This window comes from Methylobacterium haplocladii (assembly GCF_007992175.1).
Lineage (GTDB): Bacteria > Pseudomonadota > Alphaproteobacteria > Rhizobiales > Beijerinckiaceae > Methylobacterium > Methylobacterium haplocladii.
This window is the reverse complement of the sequence record NZ_BJZT01000013.1, coordinates 132,352-153,429: the sequence shown is the minus strand read 5'-3', so window position 1 is coordinate 153,429 and position 21,078 is coordinate 132,352. Positions and strand designations below refer to the sequence as shown.

At 65.7% G+C, this 21,078-nt stretch carries 18 protein-coding genes; 8 read left to right on the top strand and 10 right to left on the bottom strand.

What is annotated here, in order from left to right; translation table 11 throughout:
• Positions 1 to 231: 231 nt before the first annotated feature.
• Entirely contained in the window at positions 232 to 1,146 is a 915-nt protein-coding gene (locus MHA02_RS07220; protein ID WP_147077968.1) for a hypothetical protein, read from the top strand.
• 33 nt (positions 1,147 to 1,179) lie between these two features.
• On the opposite strand, the gene MHA02_RS07215 is transcribed toward MHA02_RS07220, so the two are convergent.
• From MHA02_RS07215 to MHA02_RS07195, 5 genes are all read right to left on the bottom strand, one after another.
• Positions 1,180 to 2,943, bottom strand: coding sequence for a sensor histidine kinase (locus tag MHA02_RS07215; RefSeq protein ID WP_147077967.1), 1,764 nt, complete (start codon positions 2,941 to 2,943; stop codon positions 1,180 to 1,182).
• 131 nt (positions 2,944 to 3,074) lie between these two features.
• Positions 3,075 to 4,037: a glycosyltransferase family 2 protein gene (locus MHA02_RS07210; protein WP_147077966.1), complete on the bottom strand. Its 963-nt coding sequence runs from the start codon at positions 4,035 to 4,037 to the stop codon at positions 3,075 to 3,077.
• On the bottom strand, positions 4,034 to 4,978 hold the full coding sequence (locus tag MHA02_RS07205; RefSeq protein WP_147077965.1) for a glycosyltransferase family protein: 945 nt from the start codon (positions 4,976 to 4,978) through the stop codon (positions 4,034 to 4,036). The genes MHA02_RS07210 and MHA02_RS07205 overlap by 4 nt, the downstream gene beginning before the upstream one ends.
• 219 nt (positions 4,979 to 5,197) lie before the next feature.
• Positions 5,198 to 6,676: a M48 family metalloprotease gene (locus tag MHA02_RS07200; protein WP_147077964.1), complete on the bottom strand. Its 1,479-nt coding sequence runs from the start codon at positions 6,674 to 6,676 to the stop codon at positions 5,198 to 5,200.
• 6 nt (positions 6,677 to 6,682) lie between these two features.
• Complete coding sequence (locus tag MHA02_RS07195; protein ID WP_147077963.1) at positions 6,683 to 7,489, bottom strand: DNA-binding protein; 807 nt, start codon at positions 7,487 to 7,489, stop codon at positions 6,683 to 6,685.
• A 651-nt stretch (positions 7,490 to 8,140) separates the two neighbouring features.
• Here MHA02_RS07195 and MHA02_RS07190 point away from each other — a divergent pair.
• The 6 genes from MHA02_RS07190 to MHA02_RS07165 all read left to right on the top strand — a co-directional run bounded on the left by MHA02_RS07190 (position 8,141) and on the right by MHA02_RS07165 (position 15,430).
• A complete protein-coding gene (locus MHA02_RS07190; protein ID WP_147078000.1) occupies positions 8,141 to 8,551 on the top strand; it encodes a helix-turn-helix domain-containing protein in 411 nt (136 codons plus the stop codon).
• A 254-nt stretch (positions 8,552 to 8,805) separates the two neighbouring features.
• Complete coding sequence (gene metK / locus MHA02_RS07185; protein ID WP_147077962.1) at positions 8,806 to 9,984, top strand: methionine adenosyltransferase; 1,179 nt, start codon at positions 8,806 to 8,808, stop codon at positions 9,982 to 9,984.
• A gap of 170 nt (positions 9,985 to 10,154) precedes the next feature.
• On the top strand, positions 10,155 to 10,850 hold the full coding sequence (gene trmB / locus MHA02_RS07180) for a tRNA (guanine(46)-N(7))-methyltransferase TrmB (RefSeq protein WP_147077961.1): 696 nt from the start codon (positions 10,155 to 10,157) through the stop codon (positions 10,848 to 10,850).
• Between the two features lie 452 nt (positions 10,851 to 11,302).
• Entirely contained in the window at positions 11,303 to 11,695 is a 393-nt protein-coding gene (locus MHA02_RS07175; RefSeq protein WP_147077960.1) for a hypothetical protein, read from the top strand.
• Positions 11,696 to 12,238: 543 nt separating this feature from the next.
• Positions 12,239 to 13,927, top strand: a complete 1,689-nt coding sequence (locus MHA02_RS07170; RefSeq protein ID WP_147077959.1) for an AIPR family protein — start codon at positions 12,239 to 12,241, stop codon at positions 13,925 to 13,927.
• A gap of 795 nt (positions 13,928 to 14,722) precedes the next feature.
• The gene (locus MHA02_RS07165) at positions 14,723 to 15,430 is read left to right on the top strand and encodes a L,D-transpeptidase (protein ID WP_174804653.1); all 708 of its coding nucleotides are present in this window, start codon (positions 14,723 to 14,725) and stop codon (positions 15,428 to 15,430) included.
• A gap of 43 nt (positions 15,431 to 15,473) precedes the next feature.
• Here MHA02_RS07165 and MHA02_RS07160 read toward each other — a convergent pair whose 3' ends face one another.
• The 5 genes from MHA02_RS07160 to MHA02_RS07140 form a co-directional block, all read right to left on the bottom strand.
• Positions 15,474 to 15,812, bottom strand: coding sequence for a DUF6883 domain-containing protein (locus MHA02_RS07160; RefSeq protein ID WP_170249084.1), 339 nt, complete (start codon positions 15,810 to 15,812; stop codon positions 15,474 to 15,476).
• 3 nt (positions 15,813 to 15,815) lie between these two features.
• Positions 15,816 to 16,055: a DUF4926 domain-containing protein gene (locus tag MHA02_RS07155; protein ID WP_244612407.1), complete on the bottom strand. Its 240-nt coding sequence runs from the start codon at positions 16,053 to 16,055 to the stop codon at positions 15,816 to 15,818.
• Between the two features lie 86 nt (positions 16,056 to 16,141).
• Entirely contained in the window at positions 16,142 to 17,908 is a 1,767-nt protein-coding gene (locus MHA02_RS07150) for an ABC transporter ATP-binding protein (protein ID WP_147077956.1), read from the bottom strand.
• A gap of 162 nt (positions 17,909 to 18,070) precedes the next feature.
• Positions 18,071 to 19,396, bottom strand: coding sequence for an MFS transporter (locus MHA02_RS07145; protein WP_147077955.1), 1,326 nt, complete (start codon positions 19,394 to 19,396; stop codon positions 18,071 to 18,073).
• Positions 19,396 to 20,046: a PRC-barrel domain-containing protein gene (locus MHA02_RS07140; protein WP_238180314.1), complete on the bottom strand. Its 651-nt coding sequence runs from the start codon at positions 20,044 to 20,046 to the stop codon at positions 19,396 to 19,398. The genes MHA02_RS07145 and MHA02_RS07140 overlap by 1 nt, the downstream gene beginning before the upstream one ends.
• A gap of 382 nt (positions 20,047 to 20,428) precedes the next feature.
• On the opposite strand from MHA02_RS07140, the gene MHA02_RS07135 reads away from it, so the two are divergent.
• The gene (locus MHA02_RS07135) at positions 20,429 to 20,821 is read left to right on the top strand and encodes a hypothetical protein (RefSeq protein WP_147077953.1); all 393 of its coding nucleotides are present in this window, start codon (positions 20,429 to 20,431) and stop codon (positions 20,819 to 20,821) included.
• Positions 20,822 to 21,078: the final 257 nt, after the last annotated feature.

Sequence of the window (21,078 nt, the reverse complement as noted above, 5' to 3'; positions counted from 1 at the left end):
CGGTCGGCGCGCATCGGATTTGCGCGCGGCCTCTCGGGGCGACGGATGGGTAGGTAAGTCACGCATCCGTCCCGGCAACGCCGCCCTGCGGCATAAGCGTCGCGTTTCGCTCTCTCGGCCGAATGGATGGCTGTGCGCAAGCGCACCGTCCGATTTTGAAAAAGCAGGTCAGGGCTTTATCGTCGTCCCAGTCATGCTGCGGTCGTCGCCGCGGCCGTACCCGAGTATCCCATGGTCATCGCGCTGTTCGCGCTCAGTCTCGTCATGATCGTCGGCGGCGCCGCGGCGGTGGTGCAAGGCTTCCCCTATGTCCGTCTCGAGAGCGGCCTCGCCATGGTCATCGGCGGTACGACCGCGGCCTCGGCGGGCGCGCTGCTGCTCGGGATCGCCGCGGCGATGCTGCAGGTGAAGAAGCTGGCCGAGGCCCTCGGGCAGCGCAGCACGAGCCGGGTTCACGAGCCGGCAACCGTATCGCCGCGCACGGAATCCGTTTCGGTGGCGTCCGATCAGGCGGCCCGGGCGCCGGCCTTCGTGGAGCCTGCGCCCATCGGCCCGGAGCGGGTGGCGGTAACGGCCGGTGCGGCAGGTCTCGCCGGCATCAGCCTCGGCGGCATGCGCGACCTTCTCGGCACCGGCGACTCCCGGCCGGCGGTCGATCATGCCGCGGAGCGCACCGTGGAGGTCGAGCCGCAGCTGCCGAATCTGCTCCCGCCAGCGCCCGACGAGCCGATCATCGCGGACGAAGACCTTTTCGCGACGCCCGACGACCGTCCCGGCCATGGGCCGAGAGCCGCCGCCGACGAGCCGCCCGAAGACGTGACCGAGCCGGACCCGGCTCAGGAGGAACTCGCGCTTCGTCCGTCCCTCGAGGAGACGCCGACGCCCTCCGTGCCCGAGTCCGTGCTTCCCGCCGCAGAAGACGGCGCAAACCCGGCCGAGCCGCCGGCCGCGAGGGACGACGATCGGAAGCCGGGAGGATTGCAGGTCGTCGGCACCTATGCCTCCGGCGCAAACACCTACGTGATGTTTGCCGACGGTACGATCCAGGCGGACACGCCGCGCGGGCAGTTCACCTTCCAGTCCCTCGACGAATTGAAGGAGTTCGTCGATTCCGGCGGCGAGGCGAACGCGCGCGGCGCGGCCTGAGCCGCAGCACGGCGCCCAGCGTCGAAACTCGCATTATACCAGGGGGTTGAGGGCCGCGTTCCGGTCCGGCAGCGGGGCCTGCATGACGAGGCGAAAGCCCTCGGGCGCATACTCGCTGTGAACGGTGGCCTGGACCTGGGTGGTCAGCACGCGCTGCAGCAGCCGCGAGCCGAACCCCTGGCGGGAGGGCACCGAGACCCGTGGGCCTTCGCTCTCGCGCCAAGCGAAATGCAGGATGCCGGCTTCGCCCCCCGGGACGATCGACCAGCTCACCGAGATGCGCCCCTGGCGCGTGGACAGCGCGCCGTATTTCGCGGCGTTGGTGGTGAGTTCGTGAATCGCCATGCCGATCGGCACGGCGACGTCCGAGGGCAGATCGACCTCGGGGCCGTCGAGGGTCACGCGGTCCTCAAGGCTGCCGTCCTCCTCGGTCTCGATGTAGGGCGTGAGCTCGTTCACCAGCAAACCATGCAGCTTCGCCGTCTGCCAAGTGTCCTCGGTGAGGACCGAGTGGGTGTGCGACAGGGATTTGATGCGGCCGACGAAGGCCTCGTAGAAACTGTCGATGCTGGTCGCGGTGCGTGCCGTGGAGCCGACGATCGCCTGCACCGTGGCGAGGGTGTTCTTCACGCGGTGGTGGAGCTCGCGGATCAGCAGGGTCTGGCGTTCCTGAGCCTGAAGGCGATCAGTGACGTCCGCGACCACGCCGATCAGGCGCGACGGTAGCCGTCCCGGCGCGTCGCGCTCAAAACGGCCGGCCATCTCGATGCTGCGCCAAGCGTCCGTTTCGAAATGCCGGATGCGGCCCGACACCTTGAGGATGCCGTCCTCGCGCAGGGCCTTAGTGATGGCCCGGCGGACATGGGGGCGATCCTCGGGGTGCAGGAAGCGGTTCAGGAACTCCCCCTTGCCGAGACCGCCCTCCGCCTGCGGACGGCCGAAGATCTCGAACATCCGTTCGTTCTCCCAGATCGCCGCGTCGTCGAGCAGATGCCACTCGAAGATGCCGAGCGACGCGAGCGAGGTGGCGACCCGCAGGCGCTGCTCGCGCTCGCGCAGAACCTTCTGCGCCTCGACGCGCCGGGTGACGTTGCGGACGATGCCGACCATGCCGGTGAGCGTGCCGTCGCTGCCGAAGACGGGCTCCCCCCTCACCCCGATGGCGACTTCCATGCCGTCGCTGCCGCGGGTGAAGCGGCTTTCGAACTCCCAGGGCTCGCGCTGGACCAGAGCCGTCGCGACGCTCTGGTGGATGCGGGCATAATCCTCGGCGAGGAAGCCCGTCTGCATCGCGGACCAACGCGCCGAGCGGCCGGCGGGGTAGCCGAGGATCTGACCGGCGCGGCGCGAGAGCGAAACCTGTCCGCTCTCCGCCTCCCAGCGCCATTCGCCGAGGCCGGCGGCAACGAGGGCATCGCGGTTCTGCTCGGCGCGGACGAGTTCGTCGGCATCCACGGGCTCGACGACGGCGACGAAGCCCGCCTCCGCTCCGCCCGCCTGCGGCGTCTGGGTGATCGTCAGGCGCAGGTCGATGCCGTTGCCGTCGGCGCGACGCCAGCGGCGAATGCCCGGTGTCAGAACTTGTGTGCGATCGGTGAGGAGCCTGGAGACCGGCGCACCGGCGAGGCTGCCGGGCGCATAGCCGAGCAGCCGGCAAAGACAAGGGTTGGCGTCGCACAGGATCTTGCCGTCCGCATCGATCAGCGCGAGGCCGATGGACGCCGCCGCGAAGATCGTCTCGTGCAGGCCGGTGGCGTGGGGCGCTGCCCGGCGGTCTTCCTCGCCCGTGTCTTCCAAGACGCAACCTCGTTCGGCGGGCTACCGGCCGGGCCGTGGCGCGGGTTCGGCATGCTCGCAAGCCCGGTCCAACGGGCCGCGCGCACCATGGACGCCGCAACCGGCGACGGCAAGGCTCCGCGGTCGCGGCTTCAGTGCCGAGACGCGACACCCAGCAGGCGCGGCGTCGCAGCCGCCAGCATGCGGGCGGCCCGCAGCACGGCGCCCGCTTCGGCCAGTGAGCGCTTGGCCAGCAGCGCATGCAGGATCCGGATCGGCATCTGCGCGAGGAAGGCACCGGCCAGCACGGCGTATGCGGCGGCACGCCCGTGGTGCTTTTCCGTGAACAGCGCTTGCGAGCGTAGGAAGTAGAACAACCTGCGGTCTCGCACCTGCGCGCTACTGCCCTGGCCACGATGCAGCACGACGGCGTCGGCCACATGGTTCACGCTGCGGCCGGCAGCGAGCACGCGGGCGCAGAGATCGGTATCCTCGAAATAGACGAAGAAGCGCTCGTCGAAGCCGTCGAGACTTTCGAAGAGCGGGCGTGGAATCATCAGGAAAGCGCCCATCACGGCATCGACCGGACGGCTGTCGGCATGGTCCCATTCCGTCATGAAATGCTGATGCGTGAGCCGCGGCAGCAGGCGGTCGAGGAGCATGACGTTCTCGACGAGGCCTCGCGCGGTCGGCGTGCGGGCGCAGGTGCGATGCGTCGTGCCATCCGCGTCGACGAGCCGGGCACCGACGATCCCCGCATCGCCACGCGCATCGAGAGCAGCGAGCGCGGCTGGGATGCCGTCTCGGGTCACCTCGGTATCGGGATTCAGGAACAGGATCGTCCCGGCTCGGCCCATCGCCACACCCTGATTGCAGGCTTTGCCGAAGCCGAGATTGTCAGGGTTCCGCCGAACAGTGAGAGCGAGCCCATCGCCATCGAGGCGGTCGGCCGAGCCGTCGGTGGAAGCGTTGTCGACGACGACGACATGTAGGTAGGCGGCGTCGGCGCTGGCAGCGAGGCTCTTCACGCAGGCGCGCAGCTGATCTCCGGAGTTCCAGTTCACGATGACGACGTCGATGCGCGCGGCATCGATTCCAGGCTCGGATCCGATCATGCCGCGCCGGCCGGCCGGCCGAGACGCCCGCGAAGGCCGTTCACGGCCGCGTGCAGCAGGCGCCCGAGAACGGCGGCCCTGTATCCGGATTCCGCCCAGTACAAGGCGATTTGCAGGGGAAGGTAGGCCATCTGGATCAGCTTCCAGCGTCGCGGGACATGCGCGAGGCGCCAGCCGTAGACCGTGTTTCGGATGTAGGTTTCCATCCGAAACAGCGGCTGTCGCGCGATCGTGACCGGCAGCCATCGGGCGCGGATCACGCCGCTGCCGACGCATTGCGCCATCGGCGTCTCGCGGTCGACCCAGCAGGACAATCCGACCGACCAGGCCCGGAAACACCATTCGAGATCGATCGCATCGATGAAGTAGTCGGCGCGGAATGGGCCGACGCTGTGGAAGGCGGCGAGGTCGAGGAGCGAACCCGAGGTGGCCATGAACTCCACCGGATCGAGGCCCTTGAGGGCCGCCACGTTCCGGCGGGGCGGATAAAGCGGTGTCTTGCGGCCTGCCACCGGTCTCTGGATCGGGCCGACCATTGCAGGTGGCACCAGCATCAGGGACAGCCGTGCCATCGCAGCCTTGAGGCCGAGAGCAAGCTCGAGCGAGGGCTCGCCATCCTGGTCGAGCAGCATCAGGTAGCGGGCACCCGAGGCCGAAGCCGCCTCGGCCAGACCGTTGAGCGCGGCCCCAACGCCGACATTGTCACCCTGCCCGATCACCCTGACGCCGGCGCTCCGGTCGAGCACAGACCTGATCTCGGCCGAAACGCCGCCATTGTCGTAGGCGAAGACGTGGCGGACGCTGCCGGCGAAGGCCGCGACCAGCACCGCGACGTGGTCGGGCTTGGGATGGAACAGCGTGACGCCAATCGCTACATCGGCGAGCACAGCGCTGGCGATGCGAGCTGCGGCGCGTGCGTCCGATCCATTGGATGAAGGCATCGCCATCTCGCCGTCGTCCGGTGCGGTCGGTGTTTCGCTCGGCTCGGTCATACGTGAGGTCTATAGCCGCGCTTTATCCGTTCACCCATCCCGCCATCTGCCCTCTGCAAAGCAGTGGTCTCAAGTGGGAAGATTACCCACAATAATGACAATATGAGTTGGGACCGGCAAGGCGCTCGAAGCGGTGAGCAGTCTTGATGCTGCGAGCCGGTTGCCGGCCTATTCACCGATGAGCTTGTACCCTTGCCCCGATTTGACGGCGCCGCCGCGATCCAAGCCGTTGAGTACGAGGAAGCGATCCAAGGCCCGGTCAGGCGCAACCATCCTGGTAGCGAGCTGCTCGGCGGTCTCGCCGGAAGAGGCCGTGACGACACGCAGGTGCAGGGGCTTCAATGCGCGCGCCTCGTCGGGGTCGAGGCTCGACAGGCTGTCGACCCAGCGCCGGAAGGCGGCATCCGGATCGGCCGAGCCCTTGGCGGCCATGATCATGCGGTAGGTATTCTCGCCGACCCGGATCGCAACGAGACGGAAGGTCCAATCCTTGCCCTTCGAGACGGCGAAGACGGCGGGGCGTCCGCCGACGATGCGGTTCTCGATGGTTCCGGCATCGATGCCGTCGTTCCAAGTCGCCTTGAGAACATCCTCCAGGCTGCGACCGGCACTGCTCTCCACCTGATCGAACAGCAGGCGCTTGGAGCCGTCGCGCGTCGTCCCGAGAACGGCGTTACGGGTGTTCTCGATGGCGATGCCATCCGGGACCTCGAAGGCGATGCCGAGGCTCGGATGTAGGAAGCGGCTGCCGCGTACCATGCCGTCGCCGGGGTTATCGCCATAGGCGATGCCGTCGATCGCCGCGAGGAAGCGCGCGCGCTCGTCGACGCCGAGGCCGGGCGCGCCGATGCGGCGGGCGGCGCGCGTCACCAGGGTGATACGCTCGACGGTGCCCGGATGGGTGGCAAGCATGTCGGGCTCGGCTCCCGATCCAGTGCCGGTCTTCAGCGCAAGGGTGCGGTTCAGCGCGGTGAGGAAGCGGGCGGCGCCGAACGGGTCGAAACCGGCTCCGGCCAGCGTCTTCACGCCGGCGGCGTCCGCCTCCAATTCCTGGTCGCGTGAGAACCGGGCAAGCGTGACCTTGGACTGGCTCTCCATCTGAGCGCCGGTGGCCGGATCGTTCAGCACGTCGGCGACGACGCGGCTGACGAGTTGCGAGCGAAGCGCCATCTCGGTGCGGGCGGTAGCGTGGCGCAGCGTCACGTGCGCGATCTCGTGGGCAAGCACCGCCGCGACTTCGGACGAATCCGAGGCCAGCGCGACAAGGCCGCGGGTCACGTAGAGGCGGCCGCTCGGCAGAGCGAAGGCGTTGACGACGGCAGAGTCGAGCAGGGTGACCGCGTAAGGCTCTTCCGGTCGCTCGCTGGCGCGCACCAGTCGGTCGGTGATCTCGGTGAGCAGGCGGAGCGTGGCGGGGGCGCGATACTCGCCGCCGAAGGAAGCGACGAGCTTGGCGTGATCGGCCTCGTCCGCGACGCGCCGGCCGGTGGTGAGGGGCGCCTGTGTAGGTACGGAGATCGCGGCGGGCGCGAGGATGGTGCCGGTCTGATCGCCGGCGCATCCTCCGAGCACGGCAGCAAGACCCGCCAGCGCCATCAGGCGCCGTGCGAATCGTATCCGTGCGTTATGACGCAGAGCCCCGGCCATCACCTGTCAGCGCGTCAGCGCCCGCTCCCCTTCTGGCACCTCGATCATGTCCGCACTGGCGATGTCGAGGGTCGGCCCGCGCCGGACCTCAACCCTACCGCGAACCCGCGCGAGGCGCCCCCTCAGCGTCAGGGCAGTCAAACCACGCGCCTGCATGATCCGCCAAGTGCGTTTCGTCACGGTTACGGTCAAGCCGTCGGCGGAGTTTCGGACGAAGTCGAGATAGGTGCGGTCCGAGCGTTCGCCGACGCCGACGATGCGCCCTTCCACGACGACGAAGCGGCCGGCCAGCGCAACGAGCGCCGGCCCGTCACGGGCATCGAGGACCGCCTCACGCCAGATTCCGCGCCTGGCCACGCGGGGCTCGGCCTCCAGAGCGATGAGATCGGTGCGGCAGACGAGGTCGCTCTCGCCGGCATCCGCCTGCGCCAGACCTGCGGCGACGAGGCCGGCGGCGAGATCCACGGGGTCGTCCGCATCGGCAATCGGCTCAGCCACCGCTTCGATCCGGGCGCGGCCCCAGCGGTCGTCCTCGCCACGTGCGCTCACGGTCAGCGTACGACCGCGAAAGCCAAGGAGGAAGGTCGCGGCCTCCATCGCTTGCGATTCGGCTTCGGGCCAGTGGATGTCGGCGAGGACCGCACGCGTGCCGGAGGCGAGGACGAGCTCACCGCGCGGCGCAAGCGAGTCGAGCCGGTCTTCGTGCAAGGCGGAGCCCCGGCAGGATTCGGCCCCGGTGCGTGGCGCAGCCCCCACCGGCACCGCGAGGACGAGGAGGGCACAGAGCAGGCAGCGGGTCGGCGCGGCGGACATTCGAGGCACGGGCGATCGGACCGATATCGGCGTGGCGCGGGGCTCCACATTCGCTCCGATGCAGGCAGGGCATCTGCGGCGGATCTTCGGCCGGAGCGGATGGCGATTCTCGCGAAAGGCTGCTTTTGCGGAGGATGAGGCCGTGGGGCCACAGCATTCACGAAGCCGGCCCTGTTGGCGGCTATCCGCCGCGATGCTATGGCAGCACCGGTTGTCTCCGTAGCTCAGCTGGACAGAGCACAGGTTTCCTAGGAAAATTGGGCGTCGCGACGGGAAACCACGCGGCGGATCCGCTCAAAGTCGGGGAAAGCTCCAGCGCTTGTCGAGCGCCTGCCGATCCCGAGCCAAGCCCGCCTCACGGCGGGAAGGTGTAGAGACTAGACGGGCGGCACCTAAAGGCTTTGCCTCGAAGCTCATGGTGAAGGGATAGTCCAGGCCACGAACACCCCAAGGACAACCTTTGGGATGGCGGCGAAAGCTGAAGTGGTATGAAACCTGGGGTCGCAGGTTCGAGCCCTGCCGGGGACGCCATCACTTTTTTGAATTCATAATTAGCTTTGGAATTATCATTTGTTGTGATTTTAGACCTTGCGCGGTATCGAGTTTCACCGGAATGATCCGGCGAAACGGCAACGCTGCGCGGGACGCGACATGGCGGGTCAGAAGACCGACGAGCGGGATATCCATCTGGGCCAGCGCATGGCCGAGGAGCGCAAGCGTTCGCAGTTGACGCAGCGCAGGGTGGCTCAGAGCTTCGGCATGTCGGCCGCACAGCTTCAGAAATACGAGAAGGGTGTGAACCGGATCAGCGCGGTCCACCTCGAAATCCTGAGCCGGATGACAGGCATTCCGATCGGTGATTTCTTTCAGGGCATCCCCCATCTCGACGACGTGCCGGACCGCGGGTTCTCAGACGACGAGCAGCAGGCCCTCGTGCCGGATGGGCCATGGGCGGGACTCGCCGTGGCCGTAGCCAAACATGTTGCAAAGACCTTCGACGAGCCGGCGCGTCGCGACTTCGCCACGGCCGTCGATACGCTCCAGCGTGAGTTGAACCGATAGAGCGAAATGACTGATGAGAGATCTGGCTTCTCAAGAACGGCGTGTGATTACAAGGAGCTAACAGAGGCTTCTGCTCCCGAACGAGATGCGGCACCCTCAAGCGATATACTGGCTAAGCCTGATCAGGATCGTTCGATATAACGGACGATTTCGTTCAATCGGGTTGACCGGTTGGGAGGTGGGTGCAAGAACCGCGTCTTTACGGGTCAAGCGCCGCGATACGTCTGGCGCGCCCGCAGCCGGGGGTGCCGCGAATGCCTCGTTCAGATTTCCTGTTCACGAGTGAGTCCGTCTCCGAGGGTCACCCCGACAAGGTGAGCGACCGGATCTCGGACACCGTGGTCGACGCCTACCTCGCCGCGATGCCGGAAGCCCGCCTCGGCGTCGAGACGCTGACCACGACGAACCGCGTCGTGATCGCCGGCGAGGTCCGCGGCCCCGATTCCGTGACCTTCAAGGACCTGGAGGAGCTCTCCCGCGAGGCCGTGAAGGACATCGGCTACGAGCAGGACGGCTTCCACTGGAAGAACAACGACGTCCAGATCTACCTGCACGCCCAGTCGGCCGACATCGCCCAGGGCGTGGATGCGGCGGGCAACAAGGACGAGGGCGCGGGCGACCAGGGCATCATGTTCGGCTACGCCGCCGACGAGACCCCGGACCTGATGCCGGCGCCGATCTACTACGCCCACAAGATCCTCAAGGACCTCGCCGACGCCCGCAAGGCGAAGCAGGGTGACGCCGCCAAGCTCGGCCCCGACGCCAAGAGCCAGGTCACCGTGCGCTACGTCAACGGCCGCCCGGTCGAGGCGACGCAGATCGTGCTCTCGACCCAGCATCTCGACGAATCCCTCGACTCCGCCGACGTGCGCGCCATCGTCGAGCCCTATATCCGCGCGGCCCTGCCGCAGGATTGGATCACCGAGGGCACCGTCTGGCACATCAACCCGACGGGCAAGTTCGTGATCGGCGGCCCCGACGGCGATGCCGGCCTCACCGGCCGCAAGATCATCGTCGACACCTACGGCGGCGCGGCGCCCCATGGCGGCGGCGCCTTCTCCGGCAAGGACCCGACCAAGGTCGACCGCTCGGCCGCCTACGCCGCGCGCTACCTCGCCAAGAACGTGGTCGCCGCCGGCCTCGCCTCCCGCGCCACGATCCAGCTCGCCTACGCCATCGGCGTGTCGAAGCCGCTCTCGATCTATGTCGACCTGCACGGCACCGGCAACGTCGACGAGGCCCGGCTCGAAGGCGTCCTGATGGATGCCCTCGACCTCTCGCCCCGCGGCATCCGCACGGCGCTGCAGCTCAACAAGCCGATCTACGCGCGCACCTCGGCCTACGGGCATTTCGGCCGCAAGCCCGATGCCGACGGCGGCTTCTCCTGGGAGAAGACCGACCTCGCCGACAAGCTGAAGTCGGCGCTGAGCTGACGTAACGACCCCTCCCTCCTCTGCGGGGGAGGGTGGCCCGCGAAGCGGGTCGGGAGAGGGGAGCACCCTCTCCGGAACCGGAGCTCCCTCTCCCGACCCTCGCCGACGCGAGGGCCACCCTCTCCCGCAGAGGGGAGAGGGTCTAGCGCGTTCAGCACGAGGCCACGTCCATTCAGCCCGAATCCCCAGAGCGCGCCTTCTTCGGCCGCCGCAAGGGCAAGCGCCTGCGCCCCGGCCAGGAAGATCGCCTCGCCGCGCTGCTCCCGTCGCTCCGCATCGTGCTGCCCGAGAACGGCGGCCGCCTCGACCCGTCCGCGCTGTTTCAAAGCCCCGTCGAGGAGGTCTGGCTCGAGATCGGCTTCGGCGGCGGCGAGCACCTCGCCGACAACGCCGAAAAACATCCCGGCACCGGCATCATCGGCTGCGAGCCGTTCGTGAACGGCGTCGTCAAGCTGCTCGGCGAGATCGACGAACGCGCCCTGAGCAACGTCCGCATCCGCGACGAGGACGCGACGCAACTCCTCGCCGCCCTGCCCGATGCCAGCCTCGCCCGGGTCTACCTGCTCTACCCGGACCCCTGGCCGAAGCGCCGCCAGCGCAAGCGCCGCTTCGTCTCCGACGCGTCGCTGGCCGAGATCGCCCGGGTGCTCAGGCCCGGCGGCCTGTTCCGCTTCGCCACCGACATCGACGACTATGCCGGCTGGACCCTGGTCCGCACCGCCCGCTGCCCCGGCTTACGCTGGACGGCCAACGGTGCGGACGACTGGACGACGCCGTTCCCGGGCTGGCCCGGCACCCGCTACGAAGCCAAGGCCAAGGCGGCCGGCCGGCGGCCAAGCTATCTGACGTTCGCGCGCGCGCCTTAGCCGGGCCGGTCCCCGATCGAGCGCCGCACGTCGCAGGGGCCAGATCGAGTCCGGCCACGTCGAAATCGGCCAAGTCGAAATCGGCCAAGCCGGGTCCGGCCAAGTCGCGTCCGATCACGTCGAATTTGCCCGTGCCGACTTCGATCGGATCGATCAAATCCCGGTCGAGGTGATCGGCCGGAAGCGATCTCAGGTCCGGCCAGCACCCAGGATCGTTCGACAGAGCGGAATTCGGGACGGTTGTCCCAACTGTCCCGGGCCGTCCCGCAGGGCCGATCCCATTGTCGCACCGTTCGCTCCGACGGATCCCGACGCGGGTCCCGTGCGCGATCGGGCCAGGGAGGGAACGCGAAAATCTTGACATCCGGCGCGGTCTGTGACATTATTCCTATATGTGGGGAAGCGTACTCAGATTGTCGGCGGCGCTCCCGGAGGAGCCGAGGCCCGAGCCCGTGGCGGGACGCCCGCACGCTCCGGCGGCGCTGGCCAAGGTGCGGCGGCTGATCGAGACGAGCGCCCTGTCCTACCGGGCCATCGCGAAAATCACCGGCGTGCCGCGCGCGACCATCTCGCGCCACGTGCTGGAGGGCGGCTGGATCCGGCCGACGGGCGCCGACGCCTCGCCCCTCAGTGCGGAGGGCGAGCGCCGGGCGCGGCGCGGTTTCCTGGCGGAGCGGGTGCTGCGCGCGGCCGAGCATCTGGTCGAACGGGTCGAACTGGACCCGTCCGCAACCCCCGCCGCCTTCGCCCGCGCCGTCCGGGTTCTTGCGCTCGCGCAGCGGCTGGATCGCCCTGGGCGGTCGCGCTCGCGGGTGTCGCGGGCGCAGAGGGTGAAGGCGGGATGAGCCCCCACCGCTATACCCTCTTACCTCCGAACCATACATCCGGATTGCGCAAACGAGTGAAGAGCGATCTGGCTGCTTTCGAAAACTCATGTAACGAAATCAGCCGTCTGCTCGCTCCGCAGTAGTCAACGGCTTTGCGCTGAGCTCGGTCATTCAGGCTATGTAGGGACGTACCTCGAAGCGAGCGCCCGCGGCAGATGCTCCTCAAATGGCAACGCACGGCAGCTCGCGGCATATGGTCGTAGCTGGCGATCACGCCCGACTCATTTGCATGTTACGACGCTACGGTAAGCCTCGACGCGTCCCTTCAACCTCACTCTTTCGGACGTTTCGGCGATTGATGTTGTGTAAATGAAGTCCCTTTTGAAGGTCACTGAAATAAAAAATGGAAAATGGCCAGTTAGCGATCTTATACAGCAGCTTGGTGAACACAACGCTGGTAAAAAAACGATCGGCAACACCCGATCCCCCTAGATGAGATTGTAAAAGCGGTCTATGTTGAGGCAGAAGACCTAACGATTTTCTAAGATTGACGGTGCAATAATGGCCAATAAAGAACTCAGTGATATTTTAGCATCAATTGATGAGCTTGCAAAAAGAGGTCAAATTACAAGGAGCAAGGCTTTCGCTTCGTGGTTCGCCATTAATTTTTTTAGTGTGGATGAAGATGAGGCCTTAGAAGCAGCGGCCGCAGATGGCGGAAACGATCAGGGAATAGATCTCATATTTTACGACGACACGTCAGAAGAGATCGTGGTTCTCCAAGCTCATTGCCCAGACAACACCAGCAAAAAAACTCCTAAAAATAAATGGGACGCCGTGGTCGCATCCATCCCATTTGTGAAAGATCCACAGGCTTTAATCTCCGCGGGAAGACCGGATTTAGCAGAATCTCTTCGAAACATGAAAGAGGCGTATCCAGAACACACAGTTATAGTCGGGCTTATATCTCTTGGCTTAAAATCTCAAGAGATCATTGACTCCGTAACGGCTCATCAAGCGGACTCAAAAGCAACTGAAGTAGATTATTTTTATCTCGGGCAGGAAGATATTGAGGCAAAGTATAGAGCTCTAGTTAATTCGGAAAGGGGCATCGCTGAGGATACTCTTAGCTTCTCTGGCGATTATATTGAAGATCATGGGGAGTATGGGCGTGCTTGGATTGGATCTGTGAGCGCCCAAGAACTACAGCGACTTCATAAAGAACATAATGACGAGCTTTTTGCTGGTAATATTCGGCTGTTTCTTGGGGCTCGCAAGGGTGGGATCAACGAGCAAATTATAAAAACAGCCAAAGAAGAGCCCGGGTCTTTCTGGGCACTCAATAACGGTATTACAATCGTTGCGGATACGGTAGATTTATTAGACAAACAACACGATGGATCTACGTTGAGATTAAAAAGATTCAGTATTGTAAACGGCTGCCAAACGACGTCAAGTCTGGTCCAAGCCAAGGCAACGCCAAAGGCAAAGGTTTTAGCACGTATAATCGCGGCAAAATCTTCGATAAAAACCGACATTGTCCGCTACAATAATTCTCAGAATGCAGTGAAAATTTGGAGCGTTAGGTCTGCGGACAACATACAGCAGACTTTACGTGAGCAATTTAAGTCGGTCGGAATAAATTATGCTCCAAAACTTGCGGGAGCCAGAAAGAAGAAAGACCAAAATATCATCGAACTTGATAGGTTGGCTCAATATCTTGCGGCTTCTCACCAAGAGTTTCTCGTACAAGCGGTCGGCAACAAGGGTGAGTTATTCGACCAGCCATATCAGAAAATATTCCATAAAGGCATTCAGGCACCCGAGGCATATCTCGGTTGGCTAATCGATACTATGTCAGATTTTGAGCGGCAACAGCTTCTCGAAGGCATTGGCAACGATCAAAACTCAGGTTTGTTGAGCGTTGCAAGCACCTATTGGATTTGTTATTGCACGCACAAGTTAATTAAAAAATTCTCAAAAATTGATTCGCCGCACATGAATCTAAGATCCATGTCTTCAACTGAGTTTCATAATGGCATAAAAAAATATACTTCTAAAGCAACGGCTATGTTTTATGATGCTGCCGTTGATGCATATGATCGCGATACATATGGATCATTTAAAAGCACACTTAGATCTTCGAAGTTTCTTCAAAAAATAGATAGCAAGATAAATCTTCGAGTTTCTCAGCTTGCCGCAAAAACGCTTCCCGACCTTGCCGTTGTTAGCAGGGGAGTAAAAACTTAACATGTGATCGGCGGGTTCGCTGTATGATGTTTAGTACGTGTGGTAGCTGCGGCATCGACAAGAAAGAATCTTTTTGTCGGCGAGCCTATGTGGCTATTTACTTATCGATTGAGCACGCGATACCGGATGACAGCAGCACACTTGCTACGGCATCCGGTGATGAAGTTTTGCTGAATGGAAGCCAGAAAATCGCTATCGGCCGATTGCAATCGTACAGAGCTGCCCAGTCGAACGCTTGCTTCCTCGCATCGCATTATGGTCCCAGAGCGATTGAGTAAGTTCGACAGCTGTTGAGTAAGTTTGCGTCCACCATCATTCGAGCACGACAAACCTTGCCGTTGTTTATCGTCGAAGGCCGGTGCGCGAAGACGATTACCGTGCGGCCCCTCCTCAGGCGCGCGAGCGCTGCGCGGATCGCCACCTCCGATACGGTTTCTGTTTCATCGCCTCGGATCGCTCATCGTCATTGCGAGCGCAGCGAAGCAATCCAGGGCCAACACGCCGACCTCAGAGCGTTGGCCCTGGATTGCTTCGGCTTCGCCTCGCAATGACGGCCCAGCGTCTGGCAAGGTATGGCCTGAACGCTTCGATAGCGATTGATATCGCTCAGCGTAACCGACATCTGGATAAACGGAGAAACGACCCCTCCCCTGCCTCACGGATGCCGCACAGTCGGTCCCATACGGGAAAAGCCGAGCGTGCAAACTGTGCTGCAGATCGGCCATCTCAACGTGGCAGGACACGCCAAGGGCCGTCCGCACGCGCGTCGAGCGCCGTAAAGGGGATCCCAGGGTCATGATGCGGGATGATGACATCGCGAGCAGCGGGGCCGCGGCGGCCGCTCTGGCCGAACGCCGGCGCTGGCTGCTAAACCGCCGGGCCTTCCTCGGCGGCACGGCCGCCGGTCTCGGGGCGCTCGGGCTCGCCGGGTGCTCGGGCACCGATACCCTGCTGCTCGCCGAGGCGCGGCAGGTCTACGGGCCGATGCCGGACGAGAAATTTCCGATTCCGGCCGCCGACATCAGCAGAATGGATCCGAAGTTCTATCGGCGGGTCGTGCAGTACGAGACCAAGGAAGCGCCCGGCACGATCGTGGTCGATCCGGGCAAGTTCCATGTCTACCGCATCGAGGGCGACGGCGCGGCCACGCGCTACGGCGCCAATGTCGGCCGGGACGGGTTCTTGTGGCACGGCGACGCCTATGTCGGCCGCAAGTCCGAATGGGCGACATGGACGCCGCCGAAGGAGATGATCAAGCGCCAGCCCGAGGCCGCCAAATACGCCCGAGGCATGCCGGGCGGGCTCGACAACCCGCTGGGCGCCCGCACACTGCACCTCTACCAGAACGGCGCCTACACGCTCTACACGATCTACGCCTCGAGCGACCCCGAGACGATCGGCAGCGGCATCACCAGCGGCTGCGTCGGCCTGCTGAGCCAGGACATGATCCACCTCTATGCCCGCACGCCGGTGAAGACGAAGGTGGTCGTGCTGCCGGCTTGAGGGTGGGCTGTCGCGAGCGACAACGCCGCGGCCCGGCATCGGTCTAGAATGCGTAGGCCGTGACCAGCACCATCAGTCGATCGTCCTCGATCAAACGCCAGACTGATCGGATCCTCGGCGCGCTGCCGTCGGGCATCGGCATCGGCCCTTCGTGGATGAGCTTGGTGACGTAGCTGTTGCGCTCGTACCGTACGAAGGTGTGCGGCTGCCCATAGTCCAGCAGCGCTTGGATGAATGGGCGCGGATCGTCCCGACTGAACCCACGCGACAGGAAGAACGCGGCTTTCGGGCCGCCTTCGGCGTGGGTCACGTCCAGAAGATAGCCACCGATCTTCGCGTCGGGAATGCAGGGTGCCGGCACCGGCCTGCCGGACGCGGACACGCTTCAGGCGGCAGCGAGCGCTTCGACGGGGAGGGTCATGTTGCCGATAATGGGGCGAGCGAACTCCACCTCATACGCCGCCCCCGCCGCGTAGACCGCCACCACGGTTCCGCGCGAGCCGGCCGGGACGGTCACGCCGTCGTCGGTCACGGCGTCACGCAGGGTCGCGACCACGCTCAACTCCGGAAAGAGCGGCGATGCGTCGGGCGCCTTGCGCAGGGTGTGCATGGTCTCGAACGACATGCCGGTAAAGGTACTGCTCGTTGCGGATTCCGCAAGCGCTGGGTGCCAACGTCTCGGCACGATCCCGCGGCCGGGCAGGATGCCGATCACGCCGCCGCGAGCGACATCGACATTGATTCCTTCTTCATCAGCTCGCGATAAAAGCCCTCCTTGTGGGTGAGCATCTCGGGCGAGCCGTCCTGGGCGATGCGGCCGTCGTCGAGGACGACGATGCGGTCGAAGTCCTTCAGGGTCGAGAGCCGGTGGGCGATGGCGATCACCGTACGGCCCTTCATCAGGTTGGCGAGCGCGTGGCGGATCGCCTCCTCGGATTCGGCGTCCAGCGCCGAGGTCGCCTCGTCGAGGAGCAGGATCGGCGAATCCTTGAGGATGGCGCGGGCGATGGCGATGCGCTGGCGCTGGCCGCCCGACAGCTTCACGCCACGGTCGCCGACGATGGTGTCGAAGCCCTCGGGCAGGGCCTGGATGAAGTCGGTGCAATGGGCGGCGTCGGCGGCCTTCCAGACGTCCTCGTCGCTGGCGTCGGGCCGTCCATACCGGATGTTCTCGCGAAGCGTGCGGTGGAACATCGAGACGTCCTGGGGGACGACGGTGATCGCCTCGCGCAAGGATTCCTGCGTCACCAGGGTGATGTCGTGGCCGTTGATCAGGATCTTGCCGGTGCCGACCTCGTAGAAGCGCTGGATCAGCGAGAACAGGGTGGACTTGCCGCCGCCTGAGCGGCCGACGAGGCCGACGCTCTGGCCCGGCTGGATCGTCAGGTTGAAATCCGAGAAGACCGAGCGGCCGTCGGGATACTTGAAGGCGACGTGGTCGAAGGTCATCTCGGCGCCGGTCTCGCCCTTCAGCGCCACGGCCTCGGGGTGGTCGACGAGGTCGTGCGGCTGCAGCAGGGTGTGCAGCGCCTCCGACAGGCGGGCCGTGTGCTGGGTCGCGTCCACCAGCGCCACGGCGAGGTCGCGGGTGGCGGCGAGGATGCGGATACCGAGCGTCGTGACCAGCACGACCTGACCGTTGGTGGCGGCCCCCGCCTCCCACATCTTGATCACCCAGTAGAGCAGGCCGAGGATCGAGACGACGGTGAGGAAGGCGTGGGTGATGCGCAGCTTCTCGAGATAGAGCAGCGAGGAGCGGCGCGAGCGCATCTCGGTGCCGATGGTGCCCTCGAAGCGGTGCTGCTCGCGGCGGAACGCCGAGAAGGCGCGGACCAGGCTCATGTTGCCGACGAGGTCGACCATCTCGCCGTCGACCGAGGCGGCCTTCGAGGCGAAGTCGTGGTGCAGCGGCTTGCCGGCCGAGGCCATCTTGAACATCAGCAGGACGACGGCGCCGAAGATGCCGGCCAGCACCAGCGCCATCGTGAGGTTCACGGTGCCGATGTAGAGGATCGACAGCGTGGCCGCGACGCAGGGCGGCATCACGTTGAAGGTCGCCATGTTCTCGACGGTGAAGATCGCGTTCGAGGTGGCGGTGATGCGCGAGGCCAGCGTGCCGGGCTGGCGGTCGGCGAAGAACGAGGGCGAGTGCCCGGTGAGGTGGCGGAACAGGTCGCGGCGGATGTCGCCGGTGACGCCGACGAAGGTGAAGGCCCCGACGAGGGCCGCGACGCGCCAGAGCAGGTTGTCGGCGGCGATGAAGGCGATCAGCACGATCAGCGCGGTCCAGACATGGCCGGAGGCCGGGCCCTTGCTCAGCGAATCGACCACGCCCTTCAGCGCCCAGTCGGTCGAGACCGAGAAGCTGACGGCGCCGAGCACCGAGAACAGGATCACGAGGTGCGGCAGGAGGCGCCGCCGCAGATAGCGTCCGACGAAGGCGAACGGCCTGTTCGCGTAGTGGTGGAGTTCTTCCATCGCGATCGTCAGTCCCGATTCGATCGATTGCGTCAGCGCTGGAGGAGAACGGCCCTGGACGCAAGGGGGCCCCCGAAACGCAACGCAAAGCGTCGCCTTATGTTTCGGCCCGTCGCGGCTTTTGCGCTCATAGCCTCCGGAACCTGAACGCGCGTTGAGCGGTCAGGCCTCCGGCCGGCGCGTCTCCGGCATCACCAGCGCGACGAGGACGGTGCCGAGCGCGCCGACGATGGCGAGGCCGAGGAAGGCGGTGTGGCTCCCGAGGCTGTCGGCCATGTAGCCGCCGAGCGAAGTCGAGAGCGCGGCTCCGAGCCCCATCGCCGTGCCGACGGCGCCGAGCGCGAGGTTGAAGCGGCCGGTCTTGCGGGTGACGTCGGAGACGATGAGCGGCACCATCACCCCGAGCACCGAGGCCGAGACGCCGTCGAAGACCTGGATCGCCACGAGCCAGTACGGGCTGTCGACATAGGCGAAGAGCAGGCCGCGGATCGGCAGCGCCGCGAAGCCGATCAGCAGCAGCGGCTTGCGGCCCCAGCTCTGCGCGAGGCGGCCGGCCAGCGGCGCGGTCAGCGCCAGCACGGCCTGCGGGACCATGATGCAGGCGGCGACGAGCGCGGTGGCGGTCTCGCTGGCCCGCAGCGTCAGCACGCTGCCGACCAGCGGCATCATCGCGGCGTTGGCCAGGAAGAACAGCACCATGCAGGCGGCGAAGCACAGCAGCGCCCGGTTGGTGAGCAGCGCCTTCACCGAGCCGGAGCCCTCGGCATCGGTCGCGCCGGCCTCGGGCTGCGAGACCTCGGCGACCGTGCGCGCCGGGATGAAGGACAGCGCGAACAGGGCCGGCACCACCAGCGCGCCGGCGAAGTAAAAGACCGCGTCGTTGGTGAGGTAATAGCCGATCGCCCCCATCGAGGCGGCGCCGAGCGCATTGCCGATGGCCGAGAAGCTCGCGTTGCGTCCGAGCCGCGTACCGGCCTTCGCGTGGCCGACCATGCCGATGCCGATGGCGGCGATGGCGGGCGTCAGCACGCAGCTCGCGGCCGAGTGGATCGCCATGGCGAGGAGCACCACGAGGTAGCTCGGGAAGGCAGCCAGCATCACCGCGCTGGCGCCGACGAAGATCGCGGAGAAGGCGGCGGCGAAGCGCTTGGAGCGCGAGGCGTCGACGAAGGCGCCGCCCGGCACTTGGCCCAACAGGCTGACGAGGCCGCCGACGGTCAGCGCGAGGCCGATATCGGACTGCGTCCATTTCTGCTGGGTGAAGTAGACCGCGAGGAACGGGCCGAAGCCGGTCTGCAGGTTGGCGATGAAGAAGGTGAAAGCGTCGAGCCCCCGGCCGCTGGCCTTCGAAGGTGCCGGCGCCTCCGGGCTCGGGCCGCCCACCGAAGCGTCGCGGCGCAGCACCGGGCGCCCGGCGCGTCCGCGCTGATCCGGCCGGGGCATGTCGCGCGTTCCGATGGCGCGTCTCTCCAGCGGGCGGTGAGCCATCACTTGTCCGGCGCCTTCTCCGGCTTCTCGGCGGCCTTGTCGGTTGTGGGCGGCTTCTCCTGAGCGGCGACGGCGGGCGGATCGCCTTCGGTCGCCGGCGCGCTCAAGCCCGAGGCGCCCAGTACGACGATCGGCTCGCCGGTCTTGTATTCGGGCGAGACCCGGACCTGGTTGCGGTTCAAGGCCAGCGTGATGCGCCCGACCTTGCCCTCGGTGGCGAACTTCAGGACGCGCCAGTCTACCGCGATCTTGCGCGAGCCGACGCCGAGGAAGCCGCCGAAATCGATGATGGCGGCGCGCGGACGGCCGTCCCGGTCGACGATCACGTCGATGATCCGGCCGAGGTCGTCGCCGTTCTGGGCGCGTACGCTCTTCCCGAGAAGGCCCTCGTAGTCGTCGGTGTCGAGAACCAGCGCGGGCGTACCCTTGCTCGGGGCGGTCGCCGTGCCGGCCGGGGGCGCCACCGGCGTCGCAGCCGGCGCGGAGCCCGTGGGCTGCGCGACGGGGGGCTGTGCAGGCGGCGGGGTCGCGGGTGCGCTGGGCGGCGTCTCGGGCTGGCCCGGGGAGCCGTTGTCCCCGGCGCGCGCCACCGTCGCCAGGGAGCCAAAAACGATCGTCAGCGACGCGATCGTCCGGATCAGTCTCAGCACCCGTCTACCTCGATCTAAGCCCCACCCGTACGAACGACGATACGCCATTCAGGTTCGGCCGGCTTCGTTAACGACCGGTTAATCATCCGGCAAAGTGCCGGCTGTCCGGGACGGCCGGTATCGCCGCCGACCTGGGCGAAGATGTGGACCCGGCACAGCCACAAGATGGCGAGCCGCCGCCCCGGCGCAGACGACTGTGACGCAACGGTGCAACGCCCGCCCAAAACCGTACGACGGCGGACGGATCGCTGCGGACAGCGCCGGAGATGCAGCTCGCATGCCGGGGCAATGTCTGTTTTTCGCCCAATCCTGGTCTTAGAGGTGCCCGGAACACGGTCTAGCCCGCCGGATCGCAAGTGGCTTGTTCGAGGATCCGCAGCCCATGTCCCTTCCGTCGAGACTCTGCGCCGTGGCGCTCCTCGCCGCCGCGCTCGGCGGCTGCAACGCCATCGGCGGCGCGCTCGGCGGCGGCGGCGGCGTGATGCCGGAAAGCGAAGTCGGTCCGCCGCCCTCCATGCGCGGTTCGATCAAGACGGCTCCGCAGCGCACCGCTGCGGTCGACGAAGACGGCAACGCCATACCGGCCGCACCGACCCGCCAGCTCGCCCTCCCCAAGACGGTGAAGGGCGATACCCGCAGCGCCGATGCCGGCCCGCGCCGCATCAACCGCGAAGACCTCGAAGGCGCCGACACCGGCGGTCGCCGCGGCAGCGGTGGCAGCATGGGTCCGGCCATGACGCCGGGAGGCGGTGTCGGCCTCGGCGGCAAGTTCTGATTTGTTGCGGATGCAGGCGGTGGCCGACCGGAAACCGTTCGCATCGAAACAAGGCGCCCCGTCGGGCTCGTGACGCGTCGCCTTAAGGCGAACGCACGACCCGATGCGGAACGCGATCCGGATCCCGGCGCAACACGCCGTGCGGCGTCTGAATACGATCGTCCGCGAAGCGCCGTGAGCCGCTTCGCGGCGCATCTTCGTACGACGCGGATTTCGGCAGAGGCGACGCGCGGCGGTTCAGTCGAAACCGACAGGAC

Coding starts and splice junctions, on each gene's coding strand:
- MHA02_RS07170 (WP_147077959.1), top strand. CDS start 12,239: ATGGCCAATAAAGAACTCAGTGATATTTTAGCATCAATTGATGAGCTT.
- MHA02_RS07155 (WP_244612407.1), bottom strand. CDS start 16,055: ATGTCGTTCGAGACCATGCACACCCTGCGCAAGGCGCCCGACGCATCG.
- MHA02_RS07190 (WP_147078000.1), top strand. CDS start 8,141: ATGGCGGGTCAGAAGACCGACGAGCGGGATATCCATCTGGGCCAGCGC.
- MHA02_RS07195 (WP_147077963.1), bottom strand. CDS start 7,489: ATGTCCGCCGCGCCGACCCGCTGCCTGCTCTGTGCCCTCCTCGTCCTC.
- metK (WP_147077962.1), top strand. CDS start 8,806: ATGCCTCGTTCAGATTTCCTGTTCACGAGTGAGTCCGTCTCCGAGGGT.
- MHA02_RS07205 (WP_147077965.1), bottom strand. CDS start 4,978: ATGCCTTCATCCAATGGATCGGACGCACGCGCCGCAGCTCGCATCGCC.
- MHA02_RS07145 (WP_147077955.1), bottom strand. CDS start 19,396: ATGGCTCACCGCCCGCTGGAGAGACGCGCCATCGGAACGCGCGACATG.
- MHA02_RS07200 (WP_147077964.1), bottom strand. CDS start 6,676: ATGGCCGGGGCTCTGCGTCATAACGCACGGATACGATTCGCACGGCGC.
- MHA02_RS07165 (WP_174804653.1), top strand. CDS start 14,723: ATGATGCGGGATGATGACATCGCGAGCAGCGGGGCCGCGGCGGCCGCT.
- MHA02_RS07135 (WP_147077953.1), top strand. CDS start 20,429: ATGTCCCTTCCGTCGAGACTCTGCGCCGTGGCGCTCCTCGCCGCCGCG.
- MHA02_RS07220 (WP_147077968.1), top strand. CDS start 232: ATGGTCATCGCGCTGTTCGCGCTCAGTCTCGTCATGATCGTCGGCGGC.
- MHA02_RS07150 (WP_147077956.1), bottom strand. CDS start 17,908: ATGGAAGAACTCCACCACTACGCGAACAGGCCGTTCGCCTTCGTCGGA.
- MHA02_RS07210 (WP_147077966.1), bottom strand. CDS start 4,037: ATGATCGGATCCGAGCCTGGAATCGATGCCGCGCGCATCGACGTCGTC.